This window comes from Hahella sp. NS-SX17, assembly GCF_057367735.1.
Genome location: NZ_CM170632.1, coordinates 3,031,765 through 3,051,417 on the forward strand (window position 1 = coordinate 3,031,765; position 19,653 = coordinate 3,051,417).

Consider the following 19,653-nt stretch of genomic DNA (forward strand, 5'->3'; position numbering starts at 1 on the left):
GCAGGGTATGAGCCGTCAGTCCCGGCCTAAGAATATTCTTATCAGTCTGTCTCTGGTCGCTGTGGTCTGGGTGGTAAGCCCGGCGGCGCAGGCGGAGACGGAAGTCATCACGGTGGATGGCGCTACGCTGCGCGGAAATCAGGAGCAGCCGCAGGTGCTCTATATCGTGCCTTGGCGTAAGCCTCGCAAACTCGCCGGTCTGGGTGACTCCGCCGCCTCTTTGATTAATGACGAAGTATTGAAGCCGATCGACCGTGAGGAGTTTGTACGGCAGGTGGATTACTATGAAATGTTCAGAGAAGAGGCCGCGGCGTCCCCTGAATCTTCCAAGTAGCTGGCTGTAGTCAGCTTGACGTCTGAAGCAGGCAAAACCCGTTTCGCTGAAATGGAGGCGCCGCCCGCGGTTTCAGGCGCGGGCGGCGCAAAGTCAGGATTCTGACTGAATGTTGATGTCCAGGGCCTGCAGCACCTCTGGGTTGGGGTAGCCGTCAGCAATCATGCCCTGTTTTTCCTGAAACGCGCGGATAGCGTCCCGGGTGGCGGGGCCCATAATGCCGTCAGGCTTGCCAGCGTCGAAGCCTTTGTCGGTGAGCTTCTGCTGCATATCTGCGACGGCCGTTAAAGGCAGGCGCGGCAGGTCAGGCGGCGTCTGCCGCAGGCGACCAGCGCCAGCGATACGGTCAGCAAGATGGCCCACCGCGATGGCGTAAGACTCAGAACGGTTCCAGCGCATGATCACTTTGAAGTTATCGTAAACCAGAAATTTGGGACCGAGATGTCCGGCGGGGATAATCAGAGAAGCCTGCAGGTCCAAATCCGGCATGTTGCGCCCGTCTGCATCCAGAACGCCTAATTTGCTCCATTCTGACAACGTTTTGCTGCGCTTTAATCCCGCCTCGTTATAGGCGAAATTTTCCGGCAGCTTGACCTCGCGGCCCCAGCGGAACCCGTTTTGCCACCCCAGACCCTGCAGAAACAGACCGGCGGACGACGCTGCGTCAGGCAGACTGCCCCATAAGTCGCGTTTGCCGTCGCCATCTCTGTCGGTGGCGTGCTGAAGATAAACGGAAGGCATGAACTGGAAATTGCCCATGGCGCCAGCCCAGGAGCCGAGCATTTTGTCCACAGTTACATCGCCTTTCTCGATGATTTTTAATGCTGACATTAATTCGCCAGTGAAATAGGCGCTGCGACGCGGGTCGCAGGCGAGGGTGGCGAGAGAATCCAGAATGGGCATTTTACCGGTGTAGCCGCCGTAGTTGGTCTCCAGTCCCCAGAACGCAACCAGATACTGAGCGGGAACTCCAGTCTCCTTGGCGATTTGTTCAAATAGGGGGCCGTGTTTGGCCAGCATTTCACGGCCTTTGTTCACCCGCTCATCCGTAACGCGGCGGTTAAGGTAATTGGTGAAGGTGTCTATGAATTCAGGTTGCTTGCCGTCCAGCTCTATGACGCGTTCACTAAGCTTGACCTGACCTAGCGCCTCCTTGACGACCTTCTCGGAAATCCCTTCCTGTTTTGCTTTTTCCTGCAGTCCAGCCACGCACTCCGCGAAGTCGGCGTGGGCGGCGAAAGGCAAGGAAAGTCCAAGAGTAAGTATTAATAGACGGGATTTTTTGCAGAACCGGGTTACTGCAGGCATAGCGCATCCTTCATCGGGAACAGGGAAAGCAAAACTTTCGCAAGAGGCGCAGGGGGAGTCAATAGGTGCGGCCCGGAGCGACGTGCGCCAGGCCGTTAAATATTGTTTAGAAAGGAATAAGAACAGCGCAAAGCCAGCTGAGCGACTAGCGCTTACCGCACTCACGGGTGACGAAGTTGACTTGCAGCGCATCGGTGGCGCTCATACCCCATTGTCCGGTCAGGTCCCGTGGATCAACGGCTTTAACTGCTTTCGGGCTATATTCGGACTCGGTTTCAGTAGCGGTTTTTCCGCTCAGTTTTTGCAGCATTTTAATAAGTTTCATGGTTTGATCCCCCGTATCACTGTCTTTAATGCAGTGGTATCAAGGAAAGCGATGCAGGATGAGAAACCCCGTCAAAGAAAATGGTCGCGCATCGACCAGATCCTTGGCTCGCAGTCCTTGGCTGGGGCCGATATAGGTTGCTAAGGTCTACTCATATAGGGATGGTTACTTTATAATCCGCGGCTTTGAAGGCCACCGCGTTAAGCGTAAGAGTAGTGTTTACATGCCCCATATTCAGTTTATTAATAGTGATAGCCTGCTTAAATGGCTAAAAGACCTGGAAGTTGATCACTACCTTTGCGGGCAGTGCCAGGGTGTGCACATCGCTGACCTGCAAAGCCAGGAAGGGGTGTTGGAAAGCCGGGTGTTTCTGGAGCAGGAATGTCTGATCTTTACCACCGAAGTGGAGCTGAGAGCGTCCGCTTTGTTGAATCTGGTTGCTGAATTGCCCCGTTTGAATGGCGCATACGCCAATATCAAAACTTTCGCCGATCTGGCGGACGATGGCGCTCCCCGCGTCATCATGTGCGATACCCTGTGGGTCTCAGCAGGCATCACCAAGGAGCAATTGGGCGTTTTCCTGAGAAACGCACTGGAAGCCAAGCAGGATATCATTCGTGAATGTCTCGACTGCGGCTTTATCGCCACGGCGGACGCAGGCGCTCCTTCTGCGCCCATGGAGCGCGCGCTGCATTGATCTCTTCTCCGCGCAGTCCCGGCTTAGTCGGGTGCAGGCGCGCGGTTGTATGGAGCCTCGTCAGGAATTCGCCGCTTTGCGGGCGAAGACGAAGAACTCCCGATTACCGTCTCCCCCTGTGATGGAGCTAGGAAAGTAATCCATCACTCTGAGTCCTGCGTCCTCACAAGCCATTTTGATCTTCTCTTCCACTTCGTTATATAGGCTCGCATCTCTCACTATTCCGCCTTTGCCCAAGCCAGCCGGTCCGACTTCAAACTGTGGTTTGACCAGACTGATCAACGCCCCGCCGTCGGCGAGCAGCGCAGCGACAGACTTCAATACTAGTGTTTGCGAGATAAAGCTCAGGTCCATGACCGCAAAGTCATAGCCTGCTTCATCGTCCGTCAATTCAAGCAGGGATAGGGGAAGCTCTTTGGCGTTGATCCCTTCAAATACCCGGACCTGAGGATGGTCTCTCAAAGATTGCGTCAACTGACCATGCCCGACTTCCACTCCCACCACCAAGGCGGCGCCTTGTTTGAGCGCGCAGTCGGTAAAGCCGCCTGTAGACTGGCCAACGTCCAGCACTTTCTTGCCAAGAAAATCCGCTCCCGTATGCGCGATGGCGCCGGCCAGCTTGAGGCCGCCTCGGGAAACGTATTCCTGCAATTCGTTATCAAGAACCTTTATTTTGGCGTCGCTGAGCACCGTCTGACTGGGTTTGGACACGGCCTCCCAGCCAGCGCCAACTTGCAGCATGATTTTCCCGAGACTGATCAGCTCCCTGGCTTGATTGCGGGAGCGACAATAGCCCTGATCCACCAGCAGTTTATCTATTCGACCTGGTTGCGCGCGGGAGGTGGGGAAGCGTTCTGAAAGGTCAGGCATTTTTCCGTCTTGTACGTTTGGGGCGTTGCGAAATGATCACCCCCGTGCGCAGACGGTTCTGTCCGAACTGGGACATACGGTCAAACTGGGCGCGGGCGATGGGGATATATTGGTTGTCGATGGCGAGCCGGTGCGACTCCTCATCCACATCCGGGTCGTGAATATATACGAAATCCGAGTCGACGGCGCTGATCATTACCCAATGGGGCGCTTTTTTCTGGTCGAAATGATAGGTGCTGATCAATACTAAGGCCAGTTTGCCCTGTTTGATCTCTTGCTCCAGAATTTCCTGGGTCAGCACGGTGTTGTGAATGACGACATCGGTTTCTTCGAGCTGATGCATGAAGTCTTTGTGCACCAGCTTTAACACCTCTTTTTTCTCGGTGCGTCTGACGCCTTCGAGAAATAACGGTCCTTCGTAATTCACGTAAATTTCCGCCTTGAAGCCCCGTTTATGAGCCGCCAGCGCTAAGCCATGGGGGCCGCATCCGCCATGGCCGGATGTCATGAAGATGGTTGTGGCTTCGCGCCAGATCTGAATCTCTTCCCAGTTGCGGGGAATGTATTCCGTATTCAGCGTCGCCATGGCCATCATCAGCGACGCGGGTCCACAGGTAAAGTCCGTGCTCTGACTGTAATAGGGAATCTGCAGCGTATGATTCAGCGGCGCGAAGCGGATAATCTGCTTCTGGAAACGGTAGGCGTCCCGATGATCTTCGTAATAATCGTGATAAACCCCAAACTGACGATAGCCAAGCTTCTTGTACAGGCCGATCGCTTCCTGGTTATCCGTGCGCACTTCCAGGCGCATGAAAATGCAGCGGCGCGAAATCGCCGACTGCTCCGCCATTTCCATCAAGGCCCGCGCGACGCCCTTGCCGCGTGATTCTGGAGCGATGGCGATAGAGTAAAGGCGGGCGAGGCTGGTGCCGCGATGAAATAACGTAATTGCATAGCCGCGTAGCTTCTCGTCCATTTCGCACAGCACGACCGAAGCGGACTCGGATTTGATCATGTGGCGAAAGCTTCTGCGGCTGAGCCGGTCTGTGGTAAAGCATGACTCTTCAAGCACCACCAGCTCGTCGAGATCTTCCATGTGGGCTTCCCGGTAATGGGGAGCCATTGAGCGTATTACAGTTTGCGGCTGGTTTTTATTCATGCTTTTGAAATAGTTGGGGATAAGGTCAAATATGTAGTGGACAGGCTAATTAAGTTAAGCAAGACTTAGCAAAGAAGCGCAAGTCTAAAATGAACGTTCGTCATTTAATAGCGCTATAACTCCCTATCCCCAATGCTCTCGGAGGAACCCCAAGCCGTATGTCTCGTCTTTACATAGTCGTTGAGTCTTTAAAGGATTGGACCCCCTATTATCCAAGTGAAGACGTAATATCATTTGAAGACTATCTGGCTCTACCCATCAATAAGAATGATCGCGTCAGACTGATCAACCTTTGCCGTAGTTATAAGTATCTCAGCAAAGGCTACTACTGTTCATTGCTCGCCGAAGCCCGGGGGCATCATGTCATTCCTTCCGTGCGCACGCTGAATGAAATTGAAAAGCGCTCGCTGTATTCGCTGATTCTTGATCTGGATGACGACGCTGCGTCGTCGGCGTTGAAGAAGCTGGCCAATAAATCAGATCAGGAATTGTCGTTCCGCTGTTTCTTCGGCAAAACCAGCGATCCGGACCTGGAGCCATTGGGCGCTCTGGTGTTCGAAAAGCTTCCTTGCCCGGTCGTGGAAGTGGAGATTGAGCAGAAGGGCGGCTGGAAGTTGTCCGCTATGCGTCCGATCAGCCCCAAGGGCTTCGATGATCAGGAGCAGACGCTGTTCGCTAACTCCTTGGATGCATTCAGCCGAAAAGTATGGCGTAAGCCTAAAGAACGTAAGAAATATCGCTATGACATGGCGGTATTGGTCAACCCGAAAGAAGAGATGCCGCCCAGTGACAAAGGCGCATTGAAAAAACTGGCGAAGGTCGGCAAGCAGCTTGGTGTGGCGGTGGACTTGATCGAGCCCAAGGATTATCAGCGCATCCCTGAATACGATATGTTGTTCATTCGCGAAACCACCGCGATTGACCATCACACCTTCAAGTTTTCCAAGAAGGCGGAAGCGGAAGGATTGATTGTGATGGACGACTCCACATCCATTATGCGTTGCACCAATAAGGTATATCTGGCGGACTTGCTGCGGGCCAATCGAGTGCCGACGCCCAAGACCCTGATTATCAGCAAAGGCGACAAGGCGCAGTTGCTGGCGGCGGCGCAGGAGTTAGGGCTGCCAATGGTGTTGAAGATCCCGGACGGTTCATTTTCCCGCGGCGTGGTTAAGGTTGAGTCGCCGGAAGAGCTGGAGCAAAAGGCGCAAACGCTGTTTAAGCAGTCGGCGCTGTTGCTGGCTCAGGAGTTCATGTACACCGATTATGACTGGCGCATCGGTGTGCTGAATGGCAAGGCTTTTTACGCCTGTAAATATTTCATGGCCCGTAACCACTGGCAGATTTATAAGCACGGCGAAGGCTCTACGGCCGCTGGCGCCTGGGCGACGTTGCCAACCTATGAGGCGCCCAAAGTCGTGCTGAATGCGGCAGTCAAGGCTGCGGGTTTGATCGGCGACGGTTTGTATGGCGTGGACGTGAAGCAGAAGGGCAACAGGGCGGCGGTTATCGAAGTCAACGATAATCCAAGCATTGAGTCTGGCGTAGAGGATAAGTATCTGGGGGATGAGTTGTACCGTATTATCCTTGAAGAGTTTATTCGTAGAGCAGAAAAGAAACACAATTCCTAAGCGACGGAATTTCTGTCATTTTCATGCTTGAGCCCGCCATCTGACTTTGTTATGATGCGCGCCACTTGTGAAGAACAGCCGTTCTTGACTTGCTATGGTGGCTCTGCCGGTCCCCTCGCAACAAGAAACCGTGAACCTGGTCAGGCCCGGAAGGGAGCAGCCACAGCGGTGGATATGTGTGCCGGGGTGTGGCTGGTGGGGCTACCTCCAATCTCTCCCTCCTCATTCTTATTTCCCTGTTAATTTCATGGTTTTTTGCGTTGCGCTTCCTGTGTCTGCGGCGATGTCGTTTCGGTGACAGAAAACCCCTTGCGTGCTAATGTATGCGTTTGAATTTTCCGTGCTTACAGAGTGACGCCATACGTGCAGAGGTGGGCCGGGCGAGCAGTTTGAAGCAATCTCGTAATCGCTATGAATCGATAGGAGTGGCATGGCATATCAGGTTCTAGCCAGAAAATGGCGTCCCGGTAATTTCGCGGAAATGGCGGGGCAGGAGCATGTACTCAAAGCGCTGACCAACGCCCTGAATCAGGACCGTCTGCACCATGCGTATCTGTTTACCGGCACCCGCGGGGTTGGTAAAACCACTGTGGCGAGAATATTCGCCAAATGCCTCAACTGTGAACAAGGCGTCAGCGCCACGCCCTGTGGTGAGTGCGGAGTATGTCGCGAAGTTGCTGAAGGCAGATTCGTCGACCTGATCGAGATTGACGCAGCGTCCCGCACCAAGGTTGAGGACATGCGCGAGCTGCTCGACAATGTGCAGTACGCGCCCACCCGCAGTCGTTATAAAATCTATCTTATCGACGAAGTGCACATGCTCTCCAACTCCAGTTTCAACGCACTGTTGAAAACCCTGGAAGAGCCGCCGCCTCACGTCAAGTTTCTGCTGGCCACCACTGATCCGCAGAAGCTGCCGGTCACTATTTTGTCGCGCTGTTTGCAGTTCAACCTCAAGAATCTGTCGCCACAACGTATCGTTAGTCATTTAACCCATGTTTTGCAGGCCGAGAATGTGCCAGCGGAAGAGGCGGCGCTGTGGGAGCTGGCGCGCGCGGCGGAAGGTAGTATGCGTGACGCGATGAGCCTTACTGACCAGGCCATTGCTTTTGGCGATGGCAAGTTGGTGGCGAAAGACGTCATCGAAATGCTGGGAACCATTGAGAAGCATGTGGTCATCGACCTGTTGCGGACAATCGCCGCCCAGGATTGCGCAGCGATGCTGGCGCAAGTCAATCATATGGCTCAGTTTGCGCCTGATTACGCTTATGTTTTGCAGGCGTTGGCGGAATTGCTGCACCGAGTCGCTGTAGAGCAGGCGGTGCCTGGCGGCGTTGATAACAGCTTTGGCGATCAGCAACAAGTCGGCGAACTGGCGCGAACGCTGACGGCGGAAGATACGCAGCTTTATTACCAGATTGCATTGATGGGACGTAAAGATCTGGCCTTGGCGCCCGATCCGCGTACCGGCTTCGAAATGGCCTTGTTACGGATGATCGCGTTTCGTCCCAACATTAAATCAGCCAGGCAGATTCAGGCGCCTTCCGCCGCTTCGTCGACAGCCTCGGCTGAAGACGATAAGGAAAGCGCTCAACCCGGGCCATCCCAGACAGAGACGGCTTCAGCGCCGCAACCAGCGGTGGAGGCCGCGCCAGAGTCAGTGAAAGAATCTGTGGCTCCGCAACCGGAGCCGCAACAGCAGGCTCCAGAAGAGCCCGCTGCGCCATCACCGCAAGAGCCGCCCCAACAGAGGCTTCCACAGCAAGAGTCACCGCGGCCGGAACCGCATGATCAGGCTGCTGAGCCCGTCGTTGAAGCTGCGCCTGTAACGCCTGCGCAGCCCGTAGAGCGCTCGACCTCCACGCATTCTGAGGCAGAGCCGCCGCCAGTTGATGATTACGACGCCTACTTTGCCGATGACCCCGGGCCTTCCGATACGGATTACGGATATTCTGATTATCCAGCGGACGCTGGGTATTCCGACGCCACAAACCATGCCGCGCCAGCAACGATGTCTCAGCCGCATGGCGAGCGTCGTCAGGCAACTGCGCCAGCCCAGGAACAGCAAGCAAGGGAGGCAGTAGCCCCGCCCCCAAAGCCAGTAACTGAGTCTGTCCCGGGCCCGCAGAAAAGCCCCGGGGCCGCTGAGTCGATGAATTCAGCCCCTCCCAGTGTGACGGAGGCTGATGTTAAGACGCCCCCTGCCGGTCCTTTGACGCCGCCGCTGGAAGGGGAGCCGACCATGTTGGGAATGGTGTGGAAGGACGCCGTCAGGCGCCTCGCCATCAGTGGAATGACCGCCACACTGGCGCAGCGGTGCGCACTGGAGTCGGTTGCGCCTGGGCTGGTCAGTTTTACTATCGATCATGAGCATCTCGATTTCTTCAATGAGGCGCAAAGAGAGCGTCTGCGTGCAGCGGTGTCGGAATTCCTGGGCGAAGCGGTTAAAATTGAGGTCGTGGCTGGTGAATCGCAGTGGCTGACGCCTCTGCAGTATGCGGAGCGACGCAGGGCGGAACTGCAACAGCAGGCGGAAACGGCTATTCGCAATGATCCCAATATTCAGATGATGGCGGGACGCTTTGGCGCAGCGGTTATCGAAAACAGTATTGAGCCTATTATTCAGGAGTAGACATATGATTAAAGGTAACATGGGCGATTTGATGAAACAGGCCCAAAAAATTCAGGAGCAAATGCAGAAAGCTCAGGAAGAATTGGCTAATGCGGAAGTGAGTGGAGAGTCCGGCGGCGGTCTGATCAAAGTTGTCATGAACGGGCGTCACGACGTGAAGAAAGTGGAGATCGACGCCAGCCTGATGCAGGAAGAGAAAGAGATTCTGGAAGACCTTCTGGCGGCGGCGGTGAATGACGCTGTACGTAAGGTGGAAAAGAACAACCAGGATAAGATGTCCAGCATGACCGCAGGTCTGGGCATTCCTCCTAACTTCAAAATGCCGTTTTAATGACGGAGTAGTATCCATCTATGTCTTCCAGTCTGACGCCCGCTATTGATCAGTTGGTTCGTTGCTTGCGATATCTTCCTGGCGTGGGGGCGAAAACCGCCACGCGTATGGCGCTCAATCTGTTGGAAAGAGACCAGGGAAGAGCCGCGGACCTGGCCATTGCCCTGAGTGAAGCGCTAACCCGGGTGAAGCGCTGTGTGCGTTGCCAGAATTTTTGTGAAACGGAGCTGTGCCCGATTTGCGAAAATCCCAAGCGGGACGATAGTGTTCTCTGTGTGGTGGAGTCGCCCACGGACGTGCTGGCGATTGAGCAGACATCAGACTATCGAGGCCGATACTTTGTGCTGATGGGACACTTGTCGCCTATAGATGGGGTGGGCCCTGAAGACATTGGCGTTGATAAGCTCAGGCAGCTATTACAGGAAAGCGCCGTCAGTGAGCTGATTCTGGCTACTAATCCCACCGTAGAGGGCGAAGCGACGGCGCATTTTATCGCTCACATCGCCAAGGACCTGAACATTCCGGTGTCCCGAATTGCGCACGGCATCCCTCTGGGTGGGGAGTTGGGCATGATTGACAGCGGTACTTTAAGTCACGCACTGCAAGGTCGGAAACCTTTTGCCTAACGATACTCCTCTCTCCGCCATGTATCCGCCGGATTACGAAAGCCTCTGGATAGATACTCCTGCTGCTTTGCAGGAGGCGCTGCAACGCCTGGAAAAAACGGACTGGCTGGCGGTGGATACAGAATTTATACGCGGAACCACCTTTTATCCCGCGCCTGCGTTACTGCAGCTCTACGATCGTCAGTGCGTGTATCTTGTGGATATGCTGAAAATCAACGACTGGAGCGGCGTCAGCCGGCTCTTCGAGGACAGCGCTATTCTCAAGGTGGTGCATGCCTGCAGTGAGGACCTGGAGCTGTTTAACTGTGTCGGTTTGTCGCAGCCTTGCAGCTTGTTCGACACCCAGGTCGCCAATGCATTGCTTGATGGCGAACTGAATGAAGGACTGCAGTCACTGGTGCGGCAGAACCTGGGAATAGAGCTGGAAAAGCACGCCACGCGCTCTGACTGGACGCAACGACCGCTGACAGAAAAGCAGATTCAATACGCGCAGGAAGATGTGGTGGTATTGTGGCCGCTGTATCAGAAGTTAGCGGAGGGACTGCGTCAGTCCGGTAAGTACGAAACTGTGCTGGAGGAAGGCGAGGCCATGCGTCTGGCCGCAGCCGGCGTGCAAGATGTGGGGCGCTATTACCTGAAGTTGCGTGGCGGGTGGCGTTTGCGCAAAGGCGCTCAGCAGCTGCTGGCGAAGCTGGCGGCCTGGCGTGAACAGGAAGCGCGGGGAAGAGATATTCCGCGTAAAAAGATTTGCGCGGACGATGAACTGATCGCCATAGCCCAGCGCCGGCCCAGAACCCTGGGCCAACTCACGGAAGTCACCTCCATTCAGGGAGCGGGACTGCGTCGATACGGAACGGAGCTGGTCGGAATGGTGCGTGAGCATATGAAGTCCGATGGCGACGAGCCTGAAGCCGGGTTTGACATGATACGTCCGCCGATTCCGCGGGAGTATCAGGACCTGGTGAAAAAAGTTAAGAAGCTGACGCAAAAGCTGGCGCGGGAGCATCGCGTCAATGTAGGCCTGCTCGCCAGCCGGGCGCTATTGGAAGAATTCGTCTATTGGTACATTCAGGGCGCCAATGGAGCCTGTCCGCAGTTGTTGCAAGGCTGGCGCGGCCGCATCTGCGCCGCGCCGCTCGAACGCTGGCTGCAGGACGACAAGTCCGCGCCGCCCCGATAGTTTTCGTAAGGCTCCAGGTTATTCGCATTAATACTGGTATTGAGGTACAGACAGATTATGACCCCGGATCGCAGACTGATTTCCATCTTCAGAAGCTCGAAGAAAGAGGAAATGTATGCCTATGTGGATAAGAAGCAGGGCGTTAGCGCATTGCCGGAAGCACTGTTGCAGCTCTTTGGTAAGCCTCAACATGTTTTTGATCTGCTGTTGACGAAAGAAAAGTCGTTGGCCAGAGCGAACGCGGCGGAAGTCATGAGCGCCATTGATGAAAAAGGTTTCTATCTGCAGATGCCGCCCGCCCAGGACGATTACATGATGGATGTGGTGCGCGCCCGTGAACAAAGTCCCGCTGTGGGGCGCAAGGACCAAGATGACTGAGGCGCACTGGTGGGAGCAGCCATTGGATGGGCTGAATCCCACGCAATGGGAGGCATTGTGTGATGGTTGCGGCAAGTGCTGCCTGCACAAACTGCAGGATGAAGAAAGCGACGAGTTGTATTTCACCGCCGTGGCCTGCCGTTATCTGGATGCTGAAAGGGTGCGGTGTAATTGCTATACTGCGCGCGCGTCGAACAACCCGGACTGTTTGATTATCTCCCCGGATAATCTGCCCGAAATCAGCGACTGGCTGCCAAAGACCTGCGCTTACCGTCTTCGCTTTGAAAATCAGGCGCTGCCAAACTGGCATCCATTGCTTAGCGGGGACTCGTCCACAGTGGAAAAGTCCGGGCAGTCTGTACGATTCCGAACGATAAGTGAAGACGACATCGACCCGGACGACTGGGAAGAGCTGATTCTTGTCGATATGATTTGAGCGGCTGAAGCAATTGTTATTAAAAAGTAAAAAATTATGCTGACTGATTTTGGTTATATCGCCGGTTGGGCTGCTTATCTGATTGCGGCGCTGGCCTTATACGCATTAATGATGCCGTTGTTCAACCGCTGTGGTCCCCGCCCCGTGCAATTATTCCTGCGCAGCTTGTTGGCGGTGGTGCTGTTCACGCCCGCGATGTCAGTCCCGAAAGACGGCCTGTGGGCGCCCGCGCATATTGTCGCAGCGTATAACTGGCTTCAGCATGATGACAACGCTGCTTTGCAGGCTGCGCTGCTGATGCTGGCGGCCTGGTGCGTCATCGGACTGCTGTTCGCGTTGCAAGTGGTGCTCGGCAAACTCTTCATCACCGCCAAGCCCGCGCCAGCTAAGCCTAGACGGCGTACATAATTACTTAAAAATCAATTAAGTCCCTTCGCTTTTTTAAGCAATTCCTGCGTATTTTATTGTTGTTGCAACAAAACCTGCTATAACTTGAAGTAAGGATGGCCGCGGGCACGGCCGCGCTGCGCCCGCCGCGGTCGATTTTTCCAGCGGAGACGGCTGCTGTGCGGCTTCATTCGCCTGCGCCAACTTGGAATACGCTCGAATATGACATTGCTTTTCCGCCAGTTTCTCGTTTGCCTGTGCTGTAGTCTGATGTTGTGGCGAACCGCTTCTGCGCAGATGGAGTTGCCTCCGCCTGCGGATGTGCGCGTGCTCATCGATATATCCGGCAGCATGAAGAAGAATGACCCCAAAAACCTGCGACGCCCGGCCCTGAATCTGGTGACGGAGTTACTGCCGGCGGGCGACTCGGCGGGAGTGTGGACATTTGGGGAGTACGTCAATGAACTGGCGCCGCATCAGGTCGTAGATCCTAACTGGCGCCGCCTGGCCAAAGACAAGGCTAAGGAAATCAGCTCAACGGCGCTATATACCAATATTGGCGCAGCGCTGGAGAAAGCCTCTGCAGATTTTGTGGCAGGCAAGGATTACAGCAACACGCATTTCATTCTGCTCACCGATGGCGTGGTGGACATTTCACAAAAACCGGGAGAGAACGTCGCGGAGCGTGACCGCGTCCTGACCCAGGTGCTGAAAAGAATTGCCGGCTTCGGCGCCAAGATTCACACCATCGCGCTCTCCAGGAACGCGGATCAGATGTTGCTGCAACGGCTTTCCATCGGCAGTAATGGCATTAACGCGATAGCGGAAACTTCTGAACAACTGAGTCGTGTCTTTTTGCAGGCTTTTGAGCGCGCAGCGCCGGCTGAAGAGGTGCCTCTGGAGGATAATGCGTTTGATGTGGACTCCAGTATCGAAGAATTTACCGCCCTGGTGTTTCGCGCCAGCGAAAATACGGAAACCGCCATCATTGAGCCCACTGGCAAACGTTTCACCGAAAAAGATCGTCCTGACTATGTAAAGTGGTTCAAGCAGGCTGGCTACGATTTGATTACTGTGCAAAGGCCGCTGGAAGGGGAGTGGAAGCTGGATGCGGAGCTGGCTCCAGGAAGCAGGGTGACGGTGGTGAGCAACCTGAAAATGGTGGTGGACCCACTGCCGGCGAACTTCTACGCGGGAGACCATTTGGAGCTTAAGATAGGTTTCTTTGAGGATGGGCAGTTGGTGCAGAACCGGACTTTCCTGGATCTCGTGTCAGTGGATGTCACCATCCGGACTGAAGACAACAAGTCCGGCACCAAACGCATATCCAAGCCGGGCGAGCCGCCCGCTGACGGCGTTTTTCGAGAAAGTATCACCAAGCTCAAGCAGGTTGGTAGATATGAGGTGTTGGTGCAGGCTGACGGGCGTACGTTCAAGAGACAGTCGCGCCAGCTGATATCTCTGAACGCTCCGATGGCGGTGGACCTAGAGGCCACAGGCGCTGGCGAGGATACCCGTTACCGGATCGTGATCAGTCCTCTTAGCCCAAATATCAATGAAGCGAAGACCTCCATTATCGCCAAGATAAAAGGGCCGGATGGCGGCAATCTGATCAAATCCATTCCTTTTACGCAGGAGACGGGCCGTTGGGAGCTGGACGTGGAGGCTACCCGGGGTGACGGCGTCTATGAAATCATGCTGAGAGTGGAAGGGGAAACCCGTTCCGCCTCTGCTTTCCGGTTTGAACCCGACAGCGTCATGGCGGAGTTTCCACGCCAGGAGGCGTCGCCGAATGAATATCGGTCGCTGGTGAATGACAGCAGCGTAGAGCAGATGAATGAGACCCTGGTGGAAGAGGCCGCAAAAACGCCTGAGACTCCCAAACAGCCTGAGGAGGATACGATCGCTCCGCCCATAACGCCGGAAATGCAGGATCAGGCGGCTACGGAGCAGCAGGACGCGGCGGTGAAGGAAGAAGGGGGCTCCAGCGCTATGCTGTGGATTATCATCGCAGCCAGTGGCGCTACCATATTGTTGCTGGCGACGGGAGGCGGTTATTGGATATATCGGAAGCGCCGGATTGAAAAGGAAGTGCGGGAGCCGGTGGAGCCCGCTAAGCTTGATGACCCGGATGAGGTCCCCTCTCTGGAAGAGTCTGGACATGATCTGGAAGACGAGATCGAACAGTTGGAACAGCCTATTGATGTCGCCGAGGAAGCCTCTATGATGAACGAGGCTGATGATATGGAGTTCGGCATGGAGGAAGCTGAGCCAGAGCCCAAGAAAGAGGAAGAGAGCGAGCCGCCCATGAGCCCGCCAGACTCTGAAGACACAGATGCAGAAGCGCTGGCTGACGAGATTCTGGCTTCCAATGAGAAGGCCAAAGACATGGACGACGAATTCAACCTGGAAGATTTTGATATATCCGACACCGATGATCTGCCCGCCGGTTCGGAAGATGAAGACAAAAAGTAGTAGTTTCTAACCATGTGCCAACTTCTTGGAATGAGCGCTAATGCGCCGACGGATATCTGTTTTTCGTGGACCGGACTGATGTTTCGCGGCGGACAGACCGGGCCGCATAAAGACGGATGGGGCATCGCCTTTTACGAGGGTAAGGGGCTGCGCGAGTTTCGCGATCCTAACCCCAGCGCAACCTCGGAAATCGCCCGCTTTATCAGCCAGTACCCGATAAAAAGCCGCACGGTTATCAGTCATATCCGGCAGGCGAATGTGGGCGACATCAGCCTGGAGAACACCCATCCTTTTATTCGCGAACTGGGCGGTTATTACTGGTGTTTCGCGCATAACGGCCAGCTGAAATCCTATCAGGATCTGGCTCTGGGACGTTTTCGTCCCGTGGGAGAAACCGACAGTGAGCACGCATTCTGCTGGCTGCTTGAGGATGTCGCCAGTGGCTGCAATGACTTCACCAGCCTGGAATGTCTCGGAGGACGGCTTTATCGGAACTGCCTGGAACTGACGTCGAGGGGCGTGTTCAATATGCTTTTCACCAACTCGGAATATCTGTTCGCCTACTGCTCCACTAAATTGCACTGGATTACACGGCAGGCTCCTTTCGGCTGTGCTTCATTGGAAGATGGCGAGATACGAGTGAACTTCGAAGAGCACACTAACCCTACCGACAAAGTCACCATGATCGCCACAGAGCCGCTGACCGTCGATGAAGAGTGGCGACAAATGCGTCCTGGTGAACTGATCGCTTTTCGGAATGGAGAAGTAGCCGCCCGCTGGTATGAAGAAGGGTCGGTTAAGCCCGCTGATACTTAAGCGCATTGCCTCACTGAAAGTGACTCCCGCTGGCGAAAGCTAAAACGCCGGCGCGAAGACCGGCGTTGTCTAATTACTGCACGTTTTCTGCTTCAGTGAAGAAGTTGTCGAATAATGCAGTGGACAGGTAGCGTTCGGCGCTGTCCGGCAGGATCACGACGATAGTCTGATTCTTGAACTCGTCACGCTCCGCCAGACGAACCGCCACCGCCGCCGCTGCGCCACAGGAGATGCCGCAGAGGATGCCTTCTTCGCGCATCAGGCGGTGGGCCATTTCCATCGCTTCCTCATTGGTGACCTGTTCAACCAGATCCACCAGATCCAGGTCCAGGTTTTTCGGTACGAACCCTGCGCCGATGCCTTGAATCTTGTGCGGGGCGGGCTGTAATTCCTGACCTTTGATGGTTTGGGTGATGATCGGCGATGCAGTGGGCTCCACGGCGACGGACGTGATGTTTTTGCCCATGGCGTTCTTGATGTAGCGGGATACGCCGGTAATGGTGCCGCCGGTGCCTACGCCTGCGACCAGTACATCAATTGCGCCTTCAGTGTCTCGCCAGATTTCCGGTCCAGTCGTCTTCTCATGGATTTCCGGGTTGGCGGGGTTGTCGAACTGCTGCAGCATCAAGTGTTGTTGCGGGTCCTGAGAGACGATTTCAGCGGCTTTCTCAATCGCGCCTTTCATGCCTTTGGGACCTTCAGTCAACACGATTTCCGCCCCTAGCGCTTTCATCGCCTTGCGACGTTCCAGGCTCATGGTGGCGGGCATGGTTAGAATCAGCTTGTAACCGCGTGCGGCGGCGACAAAAGCGAGGGCGATGCCGGTATTGCCGCTGGTAGGCTCCACCAGAGTCATGCCTGGCTTGAGGCGACCGGATTTTTCCGCATCCCATACCATGTTTGCGCCAATGCGGCATTTCACGGAGTAAGCAGGATTGCGGCCCTCAATTTTTGCGTACACTTTGCCTTTGGTGACGCGGTTCAGCTTGACCAGCGGCGTGTTGCCGATGGACATGGAGTTGTCTTCGTAAACGTTCATTATTTATCTCCTTGCAGATTAAGTAGATTTCCCCGGCCATAACAAGATACGAGTGTGAGAGATAGCTTAGCGGCTGGCATGAAATATTTGAATGTTTTCGGGTAATATATCCGCTTATAACTCTTCTAATAATGACGCATTCACACAACGTATAAGGTTTTACACATGAAGTTTTCCGGCACTAAGAACTACGTCGCCACTGACGACCTGCAATTGGCGGTCAACGCCGCCATTCGGTTACAGCGGCCGCTTCTCATCAAAGGCGAACCGGGCACCGGCAAAACCATGCTGGCGGAAGAGCTGGCGGAAGCTCTGGGCGCGCCGTTGATCCAGTGGCACATCAAGTCCACCACCAAGGCCCAGCAAGGATTGTATGAATACGACGCGGTCTCCCGCTTGCGCGACTCCCAGCTGGGAGATGACCGTGTTCACGACATTCGCAATTACATCAAGAAAGGCAAGCTGTGGGAGGCGTTTGAGTCTGAGCAGCAGTCCGTGCTGTTGATTGATGAGATCGATAAAGCGGATATCGAGTTCCCCAACGACCTGTTGCTGGAGCTGGATAAAATGGAGTTCTACGTTTACGAGACACAGGAGCGAATCCGTGCGACCACCCGGCCTATCGTCATCATCACCAGTAATAACGAGAAAGAGTTGCCAGACGCTTTCCTGCGACGTTGTTTTTTCCACTACATCAACTTTCCCGACAAAGACACCATGGAGTCGATCATCGACGTCCATTACCCGGGCATTCAGCGTTCCCTGGTGAAGGATGCCCTGGATGTTTTCTTTGATGTGCGCAAAGTGCCGGGTCTGAAGAAAAAGCCTTCCACCTCTGAACTGATTGACTGGCTCAAGCTGCTAATGGCGGACAATCTGCCCGAGGACGTATTGCGCAACCATGATCCCAGTCAGGCGATTCCTCCCTTGTACGGCGCGCTGGTGAAGAACGAACAGGACGTTCATCTTTTGCAGAAACTGGCGTTCATGACGCGCAGAAAAGGCTGATTGCCGCAATGAACGGGCGCAATCATTGCGGCCCGAGCAGAGGAGGACACCTATATGTTGATTGATTTCTTCCTGACGTTGCGCAAGAACAAAGTGCCGGCTTCCCTGCGGGAGCTGCTCGACCTGCTGGAGGCGCTGCAGCAGGGACTGGCGTTTGCGGATATGGATGACTTTTATTACCTGAGCCGCGCCTGTCTGGTAAAAGATGAGAAGCACTACGACAAGTTCGATCAGGCTTTCGGCGTTTACTTCAAGGGACTGGAAGACCTGAATGCGGTGTTGGAGGCGCTGATCCCCGAAGATTGGCTGCGGGCGGAATTTGAAAAGCAGCTCACCGATGAGGAGAAGGCCAAGATTGAATCCCTGGGAGGTCTGGAAGAGCTGATCGAAGCGTTCAAAAAGCGGCTTGAGGAGCAGAAAGAGCGTCATCAGGGCGGTAATAAGTGGATCGGGACCGGCGGCACGTCGCCATTCGGAGCGAATGGCTATAACCCGGAAGGCATTCGCATCGGGCAGAACGGCTCTCGTAATCGTCGCGCGGTGAAGGTGTGGGAGCAGCGCACTTATAAGGATCTGGACGACTCCATCACCCTCGGCATCCGCAATATCAAGGTGGCGTTGCGTCGTCTGCGCAAATTCGCCCGTCAAGGCGCGGCGGAAGAGTTGGACATGCCGGATACCATTCGCAGCACCGCCAATAACGCCGGATACCTGGATATCAAGATGGTGCCGGAGCGTCATAACTCGGTAAAAGTACTGCTGTTTTTCGACATCGGCGGCTCCATGGACCCGCATATTCGTGTGTGTGAAGAGCTATTCTCCGCCGCGCGTACTGAGTTCAAGCATATGGAGTACTATTACTTCCACAACTTCATCTACGAAGGCGTGTGGAAGAACAATATCCGCCGCGTCAGTGAAACCATTCCAACCTGGGACATTCTGCATAAATACGCATCGGATTACCGGGTGATTTTCGTAGGCGACGCCAGTATGGCGCCGTATGAGATTACCCATCCAGGCGGCAGTATTGAGCATTGGAACGAAGAAGCCGGCGCAGTCTGGATGCAACGGGTGACGGACAAGTTCGACAAAGTGATCTGGTTGAACCCTTATCCCAAGGACTACTGGGGCATGGGGGGCTCGCTGGAGATCACTCGTCAGTTGGTTAACCAGCACATGTATCCGCTCACCATCGACGGACTGGAGCAGGGCATGAAGTACCTGAGTAAGTAACTCTCTCTCCCGACCTTTTCTACGCGCCGTCGCGGGACGGCGCTTCTTTCATTACTTTCCCTTTTATTGCTTACCTTGTTGCGCAGCGCTGGCGAATCAGGCGTCAGTTGCGAACGCTAACTATGTCTCGTTTTGTAAACATTTGTGTAGTTTGGTGAATCGAGTTCACACTATCGCTGGCGACCCGATGCTACCATGGCCCTCGTCTCTTTCTGCGTTCACCCGAGGGTTCGGCTCTCATAAGGGTATAGAGGATGAAGGCTTTGCGAATAATTCCAAGAATAATCATCACAGCGTTGCACATACTGACATTCGTCATTTCCACTCAAGCCCATAGCGCCGCCGACAATGCGTCCGCGAGGGATATGGAGGCGCTCAAGCAACGCGTCATCGAGCTCAATCGCGAGCTGTATAAACTGCAGGAAGAAGTCCTGTATCCCATCGACACGCAAGTCGTGTTTTTTCTGGCCGTAGATGAAAACGTCGGCTTTGAGCTGGACTCCGTCGAACTGACTCTGGACGGCGACATGGCCACCACCTATCTCTATTCCGCTCGTGAGTTGCAGGCATTACAACGCGGCGGCGTGCAGCGTTTGTTTATGGGCAACCTGCCTGCGGGCGCCCACAAAGCTGTGGCTGTTTTCAACGGACGCAGTACGGGAGATAAATACCTGCGTAAGGCGGCGACGCTGTCTTTCAACAAAGAAAACGGCTCCAAATATCTGGAGCTACGGGTGCAGGGCGATGGCGCCAGACCGCCCCGTTTTCTGATCAGAGAGCTGCGCTAA

20 protein-coding genes and 1 other RNA gene are annotated in these 19,653 nt (G+C 54.8%); 16 read left to right on the top strand and 5 right to left on the bottom strand.

The features are described from left to right. Positions 1-7: 7 nt before the first annotated feature. Positions 8-334: a hypothetical protein gene (locus AC2IBB_RS13695; protein WP_486333394.1), complete on the top strand. Its 327-nt coding sequence runs from the start codon at positions 8-10 to the stop codon at positions 332-334. A 93-nt stretch (positions 335-427) separates the two neighbouring features. Here AC2IBB_RS13695 and AC2IBB_RS13700 read toward each other — a convergent pair whose 3' ends face one another. Further along, positions 428-1,642, bottom strand: a complete 1,215-nt coding sequence (locus AC2IBB_RS13700) for a lytic murein transglycosylase (RefSeq protein WP_486333395.1) — start codon at positions 1,640-1,642, stop codon at positions 428-430. Positions 1,643-1,787: 145 nt separating this feature from the next. Continuing rightward, positions 1,788-1,967, bottom strand: coding sequence for a hypothetical protein (locus AC2IBB_RS13705; RefSeq protein ID WP_486333396.1), 180 nt, complete (start codon positions 1,965-1,967; stop codon positions 1,788-1,790). A gap of 223 nt (positions 1,968-2,190) precedes the next feature. On the opposite strand from AC2IBB_RS13705, the gene AC2IBB_RS13710 reads away from it, so the two are divergent. Continuing rightward, on the top strand, positions 2,191-2,664 hold the full coding sequence (locus AC2IBB_RS13710; RefSeq protein ID WP_486333397.1) for a type III secretion system chaperone family protein: 474 nt from the start codon (positions 2,191-2,193) through the stop codon (positions 2,662-2,664). A gap of 60 nt (positions 2,665-2,724) precedes the next feature. Here AC2IBB_RS13710 and AC2IBB_RS13715 read toward each other — a convergent pair whose 3' ends face one another. Continuing rightward, positions 2,725-3,534 carry a TlyA family RNA methyltransferase gene (locus tag AC2IBB_RS13715; RefSeq protein WP_486333398.1) on the bottom strand — a complete coding sequence of 270 codons (810 nt, stop codon included), beginning with the start codon at positions 3,532-3,534 and terminating at the stop codon, positions 2,725-2,727. Then, positions 3,527-4,630, bottom strand: coding sequence for a GNAT family N-acetyltransferase/peptidase C39 family protein (locus tag AC2IBB_RS13720; RefSeq protein ID WP_486333399.1), 1,104 nt, complete (start codon positions 4,628-4,630; stop codon positions 3,527-3,529). The genes AC2IBB_RS13715 and AC2IBB_RS13720 overlap by 8 nt, the downstream gene beginning before the upstream one ends. Before the next feature lie 221 nt (positions 4,631-4,851). Here AC2IBB_RS13720 and AC2IBB_RS13725 point away from each other — a divergent pair, with 221 nt between their 5' ends. From AC2IBB_RS13725 to AC2IBB_RS13775, 11 genes are all read left to right on the top strand, one after another. Further along, positions 4,852-6,324 carry a RimK family protein gene (locus AC2IBB_RS13725; protein ID WP_486333400.1) on the top strand — a complete coding sequence of 491 codons (1,473 nt, stop codon included), beginning with the start codon at positions 4,852-4,854 and terminating at the stop codon, positions 6,322-6,324. A 104-nt stretch (positions 6,325-6,428) separates the two neighbouring features. Beyond that, an RNA gene (ffs, locus tag AC2IBB_RS13730) (signal recognition particle sRNA small type) lies at positions 6,429-6,525 on the top strand. Positions 6,526-6,754: 229 nt separating this feature from the next. Beyond that, a complete protein-coding gene (gene dnaX, locus AC2IBB_RS13735) occupies positions 6,755-8,956 on the top strand; it encodes a DNA polymerase III subunit gamma/tau (protein ID WP_486333401.1) in 2,202 nt (733 codons plus the stop codon). Positions 8,957-8,960: 4 nt separating this feature from the next. Continuing rightward, positions 8,961-9,287 carry a YbaB/EbfC family nucleoid-associated protein gene (locus AC2IBB_RS13740; RefSeq protein ID WP_486333402.1) on the top strand — a complete coding sequence of 109 codons (327 nt, stop codon included), beginning with the start codon at positions 8,961-8,963 and terminating at the stop codon, positions 9,285-9,287. 20 nt (positions 9,288-9,307) lie between these two features. Beyond that, positions 9,308-9,913 (top strand): recombination mediator RecR, encoded by a 606-nt coding sequence (gene recR, locus AC2IBB_RS13745; protein WP_486333403.1) that lies wholly within the window; start codon positions 9,308-9,310, stop codon positions 9,911-9,913. Next, positions 9,906-11,093 carry a ribonuclease D gene (gene rnd / locus AC2IBB_RS13750; protein WP_486333404.1) on the top strand — a complete coding sequence of 396 codons (1,188 nt, stop codon included), beginning with the start codon at positions 9,906-9,908 and terminating at the stop codon, positions 11,091-11,093. The genes recR and rnd overlap by 8 nt, the downstream gene beginning before the upstream one ends. Positions 11,094-11,150: 57 nt before the next feature. Then, positions 11,151-11,471, top strand: a complete 321-nt coding sequence (locus tag AC2IBB_RS13755) for a YcgL domain-containing protein (protein WP_486333405.1) — start codon at positions 11,151-11,153, stop codon at positions 11,469-11,471. After that, a complete protein-coding gene (locus tag AC2IBB_RS13760; RefSeq protein ID WP_486333406.1) occupies positions 11,464-11,907 on the top strand; it encodes a YcgN family cysteine cluster protein in 444 nt (147 codons plus the stop codon). Before AC2IBB_RS13755 ends, AC2IBB_RS13760 begins: the two co-directional genes overlap by 8 nt. A gap of 36 nt (positions 11,908-11,943) precedes the next feature. After that, a complete protein-coding gene (locus AC2IBB_RS13765) occupies positions 11,944-12,315 on the top strand; it encodes a hypothetical protein (protein ID WP_486333407.1) in 372 nt (123 codons plus the stop codon). A gap of 201 nt (positions 12,316-12,516) precedes the next feature. Then, on the top strand, positions 12,517-14,769 hold the full coding sequence (locus AC2IBB_RS13770; protein WP_486333408.1) for a VWA domain-containing protein: 2,253 nt from the start codon (positions 12,517-12,519) through the stop codon (positions 14,767-14,769). Between the two features lie 12 nt (positions 14,770-14,781). Beyond that, complete coding sequence (locus tag AC2IBB_RS13775; RefSeq protein WP_486333409.1) at positions 14,782-15,585, top strand: class II glutamine amidotransferase; 804 nt, start codon at positions 14,782-14,784, stop codon at positions 15,583-15,585. Between the two features lie 73 nt (positions 15,586-15,658). On the opposite strand, the gene cysK is transcribed toward AC2IBB_RS13775, so the two are convergent. Then, on the bottom strand, positions 15,659-16,624 hold the full coding sequence (cysK, locus tag AC2IBB_RS13780) for a cysteine synthase A (protein WP_486333410.1): 966 nt from the start codon (positions 16,622-16,624) through the stop codon (positions 15,659-15,661). 165 nt (positions 16,625-16,789) lie between these two features. Between cysK and AC2IBB_RS13785 the strand changes: the two genes are divergently transcribed. The 3 genes from AC2IBB_RS13785 to AC2IBB_RS13795 all read left to right on the top strand — a co-directional run bounded on the left by AC2IBB_RS13785 (position 16,790) and on the right by AC2IBB_RS13795 (position 19,653). Beyond that, a complete protein-coding gene (locus AC2IBB_RS13785) occupies positions 16,790-17,632 on the top strand; it encodes an AAA family ATPase (protein ID WP_127971634.1) in 843 nt (280 codons plus the stop codon). Positions 17,633-17,686: 54 nt separating this feature from the next. After that, a complete protein-coding gene (locus AC2IBB_RS13790; protein ID WP_486333411.1) occupies positions 17,687-18,865 on the top strand; it encodes a vWA domain-containing protein in 1,179 nt (392 codons plus the stop codon). A gap of 254 nt (positions 18,866-19,119) precedes the next feature. Continuing rightward, positions 19,120-19,653 (top strand): hypothetical protein, encoded by a 534-nt coding sequence (locus tag AC2IBB_RS13795; protein ID WP_486333412.1) that lies wholly within the window; start codon positions 19,120-19,122, stop codon positions 19,651-19,653.

Excerpts from the sequence above, each read along its gene's own strand:
- AC2IBB_RS13695 (WP_486333394.1), top strand. The coding sequence starts at position 8 with ATGAGCCGTCAGTCCCGGCCTAAGAATATTCTTATCAGTCTGTCTCTG.
- AC2IBB_RS13700 (WP_486333395.1), bottom strand. The coding sequence starts at position 1,642 with ATGCCTGCAGTAACCCGGTTCTGCAAAAAATCCCGTCTATTAATACTT.
- AC2IBB_RS13705 (WP_486333396.1), bottom strand. The coding sequence starts at position 1,967 with ATGAAACTTATTAAAATGCTGCAAAAACTGAGCGGAAAAACCGCTACT.
- AC2IBB_RS13710 (WP_486333397.1), top strand. The coding sequence starts at position 2,191 with ATGCCCCATATTCAGTTTATTAATAGTGATAGCCTGCTTAAATGGCTA.
- AC2IBB_RS13715 (WP_486333398.1), bottom strand. The coding sequence starts at position 3,534 with ATGCCTGACCTTTCAGAACGCTTCCCCACCTCCCGCGCGCAACCAGGT.
- AC2IBB_RS13720 (WP_486333399.1), bottom strand. The coding sequence starts at position 4,630 with ATGGAAGATCTCGACGAGCTGGTGGTGCTTGAAGAGTCATGCTTTACC.
- AC2IBB_RS13725 (WP_486333400.1), top strand. The coding sequence starts at position 4,852 with ATGTCTCGTCTTTACATAGTCGTTGAGTCTTTAAAGGATTGGACCCCC.
- dnaX (WP_486333401.1), top strand. The coding sequence starts at position 6,755 with ATGGCATATCAGGTTCTAGCCAGAAAATGGCGTCCCGGTAATTTCGCG.
- AC2IBB_RS13740 (WP_486333402.1), top strand. The coding sequence starts at position 8,961 with ATGATTAAAGGTAACATGGGCGATTTGATGAAACAGGCCCAAAAAATT.
- recR (WP_486333403.1), top strand. The coding sequence starts at position 9,308 with ATGTCTTCCAGTCTGACGCCCGCTATTGATCAGTTGGTTCGTTGCTTG.
- AC2IBB_RS13755 (WP_486333405.1), top strand. The coding sequence starts at position 11,151 with ATGACCCCGGATCGCAGACTGATTTCCATCTTCAGAAGCTCGAAGAAA.
- AC2IBB_RS13760 (WP_486333406.1), top strand. The coding sequence starts at position 11,464 with ATGACTGAGGCGCACTGGTGGGAGCAGCCATTGGATGGGCTGAATCCC.
- AC2IBB_RS13765 (WP_486333407.1), top strand. The coding sequence starts at position 11,944 with ATGCTGACTGATTTTGGTTATATCGCCGGTTGGGCTGCTTATCTGATT.
- AC2IBB_RS13770 (WP_486333408.1), top strand. The coding sequence starts at position 12,517 with ATGACATTGCTTTTCCGCCAGTTTCTCGTTTGCCTGTGCTGTAGTCTG.
- AC2IBB_RS13775 (WP_486333409.1), top strand. The coding sequence starts at position 14,782 with ATGTGCCAACTTCTTGGAATGAGCGCTAATGCGCCGACGGATATCTGT.
- cysK (WP_486333410.1), bottom strand. The coding sequence starts at position 16,624 with ATGAACGTTTACGAAGACAACTCCATGTCCATCGGCAACACGCCGCTG.
- AC2IBB_RS13785 (WP_127971634.1), top strand. The coding sequence starts at position 16,790 with ATGAAGTTTTCCGGCACTAAGAACTACGTCGCCACTGACGACCTGCAA.
- AC2IBB_RS13790 (WP_486333411.1), top strand. The coding sequence starts at position 17,687 with ATGTTGATTGATTTCTTCCTGACGTTGCGCAAGAACAAAGTGCCGGCT.
- AC2IBB_RS13795 (WP_486333412.1), top strand. The coding sequence starts at position 19,120 with ATGAAGGCTTTGCGAATAATTCCAAGAATAATCATCACAGCGTTGCAC.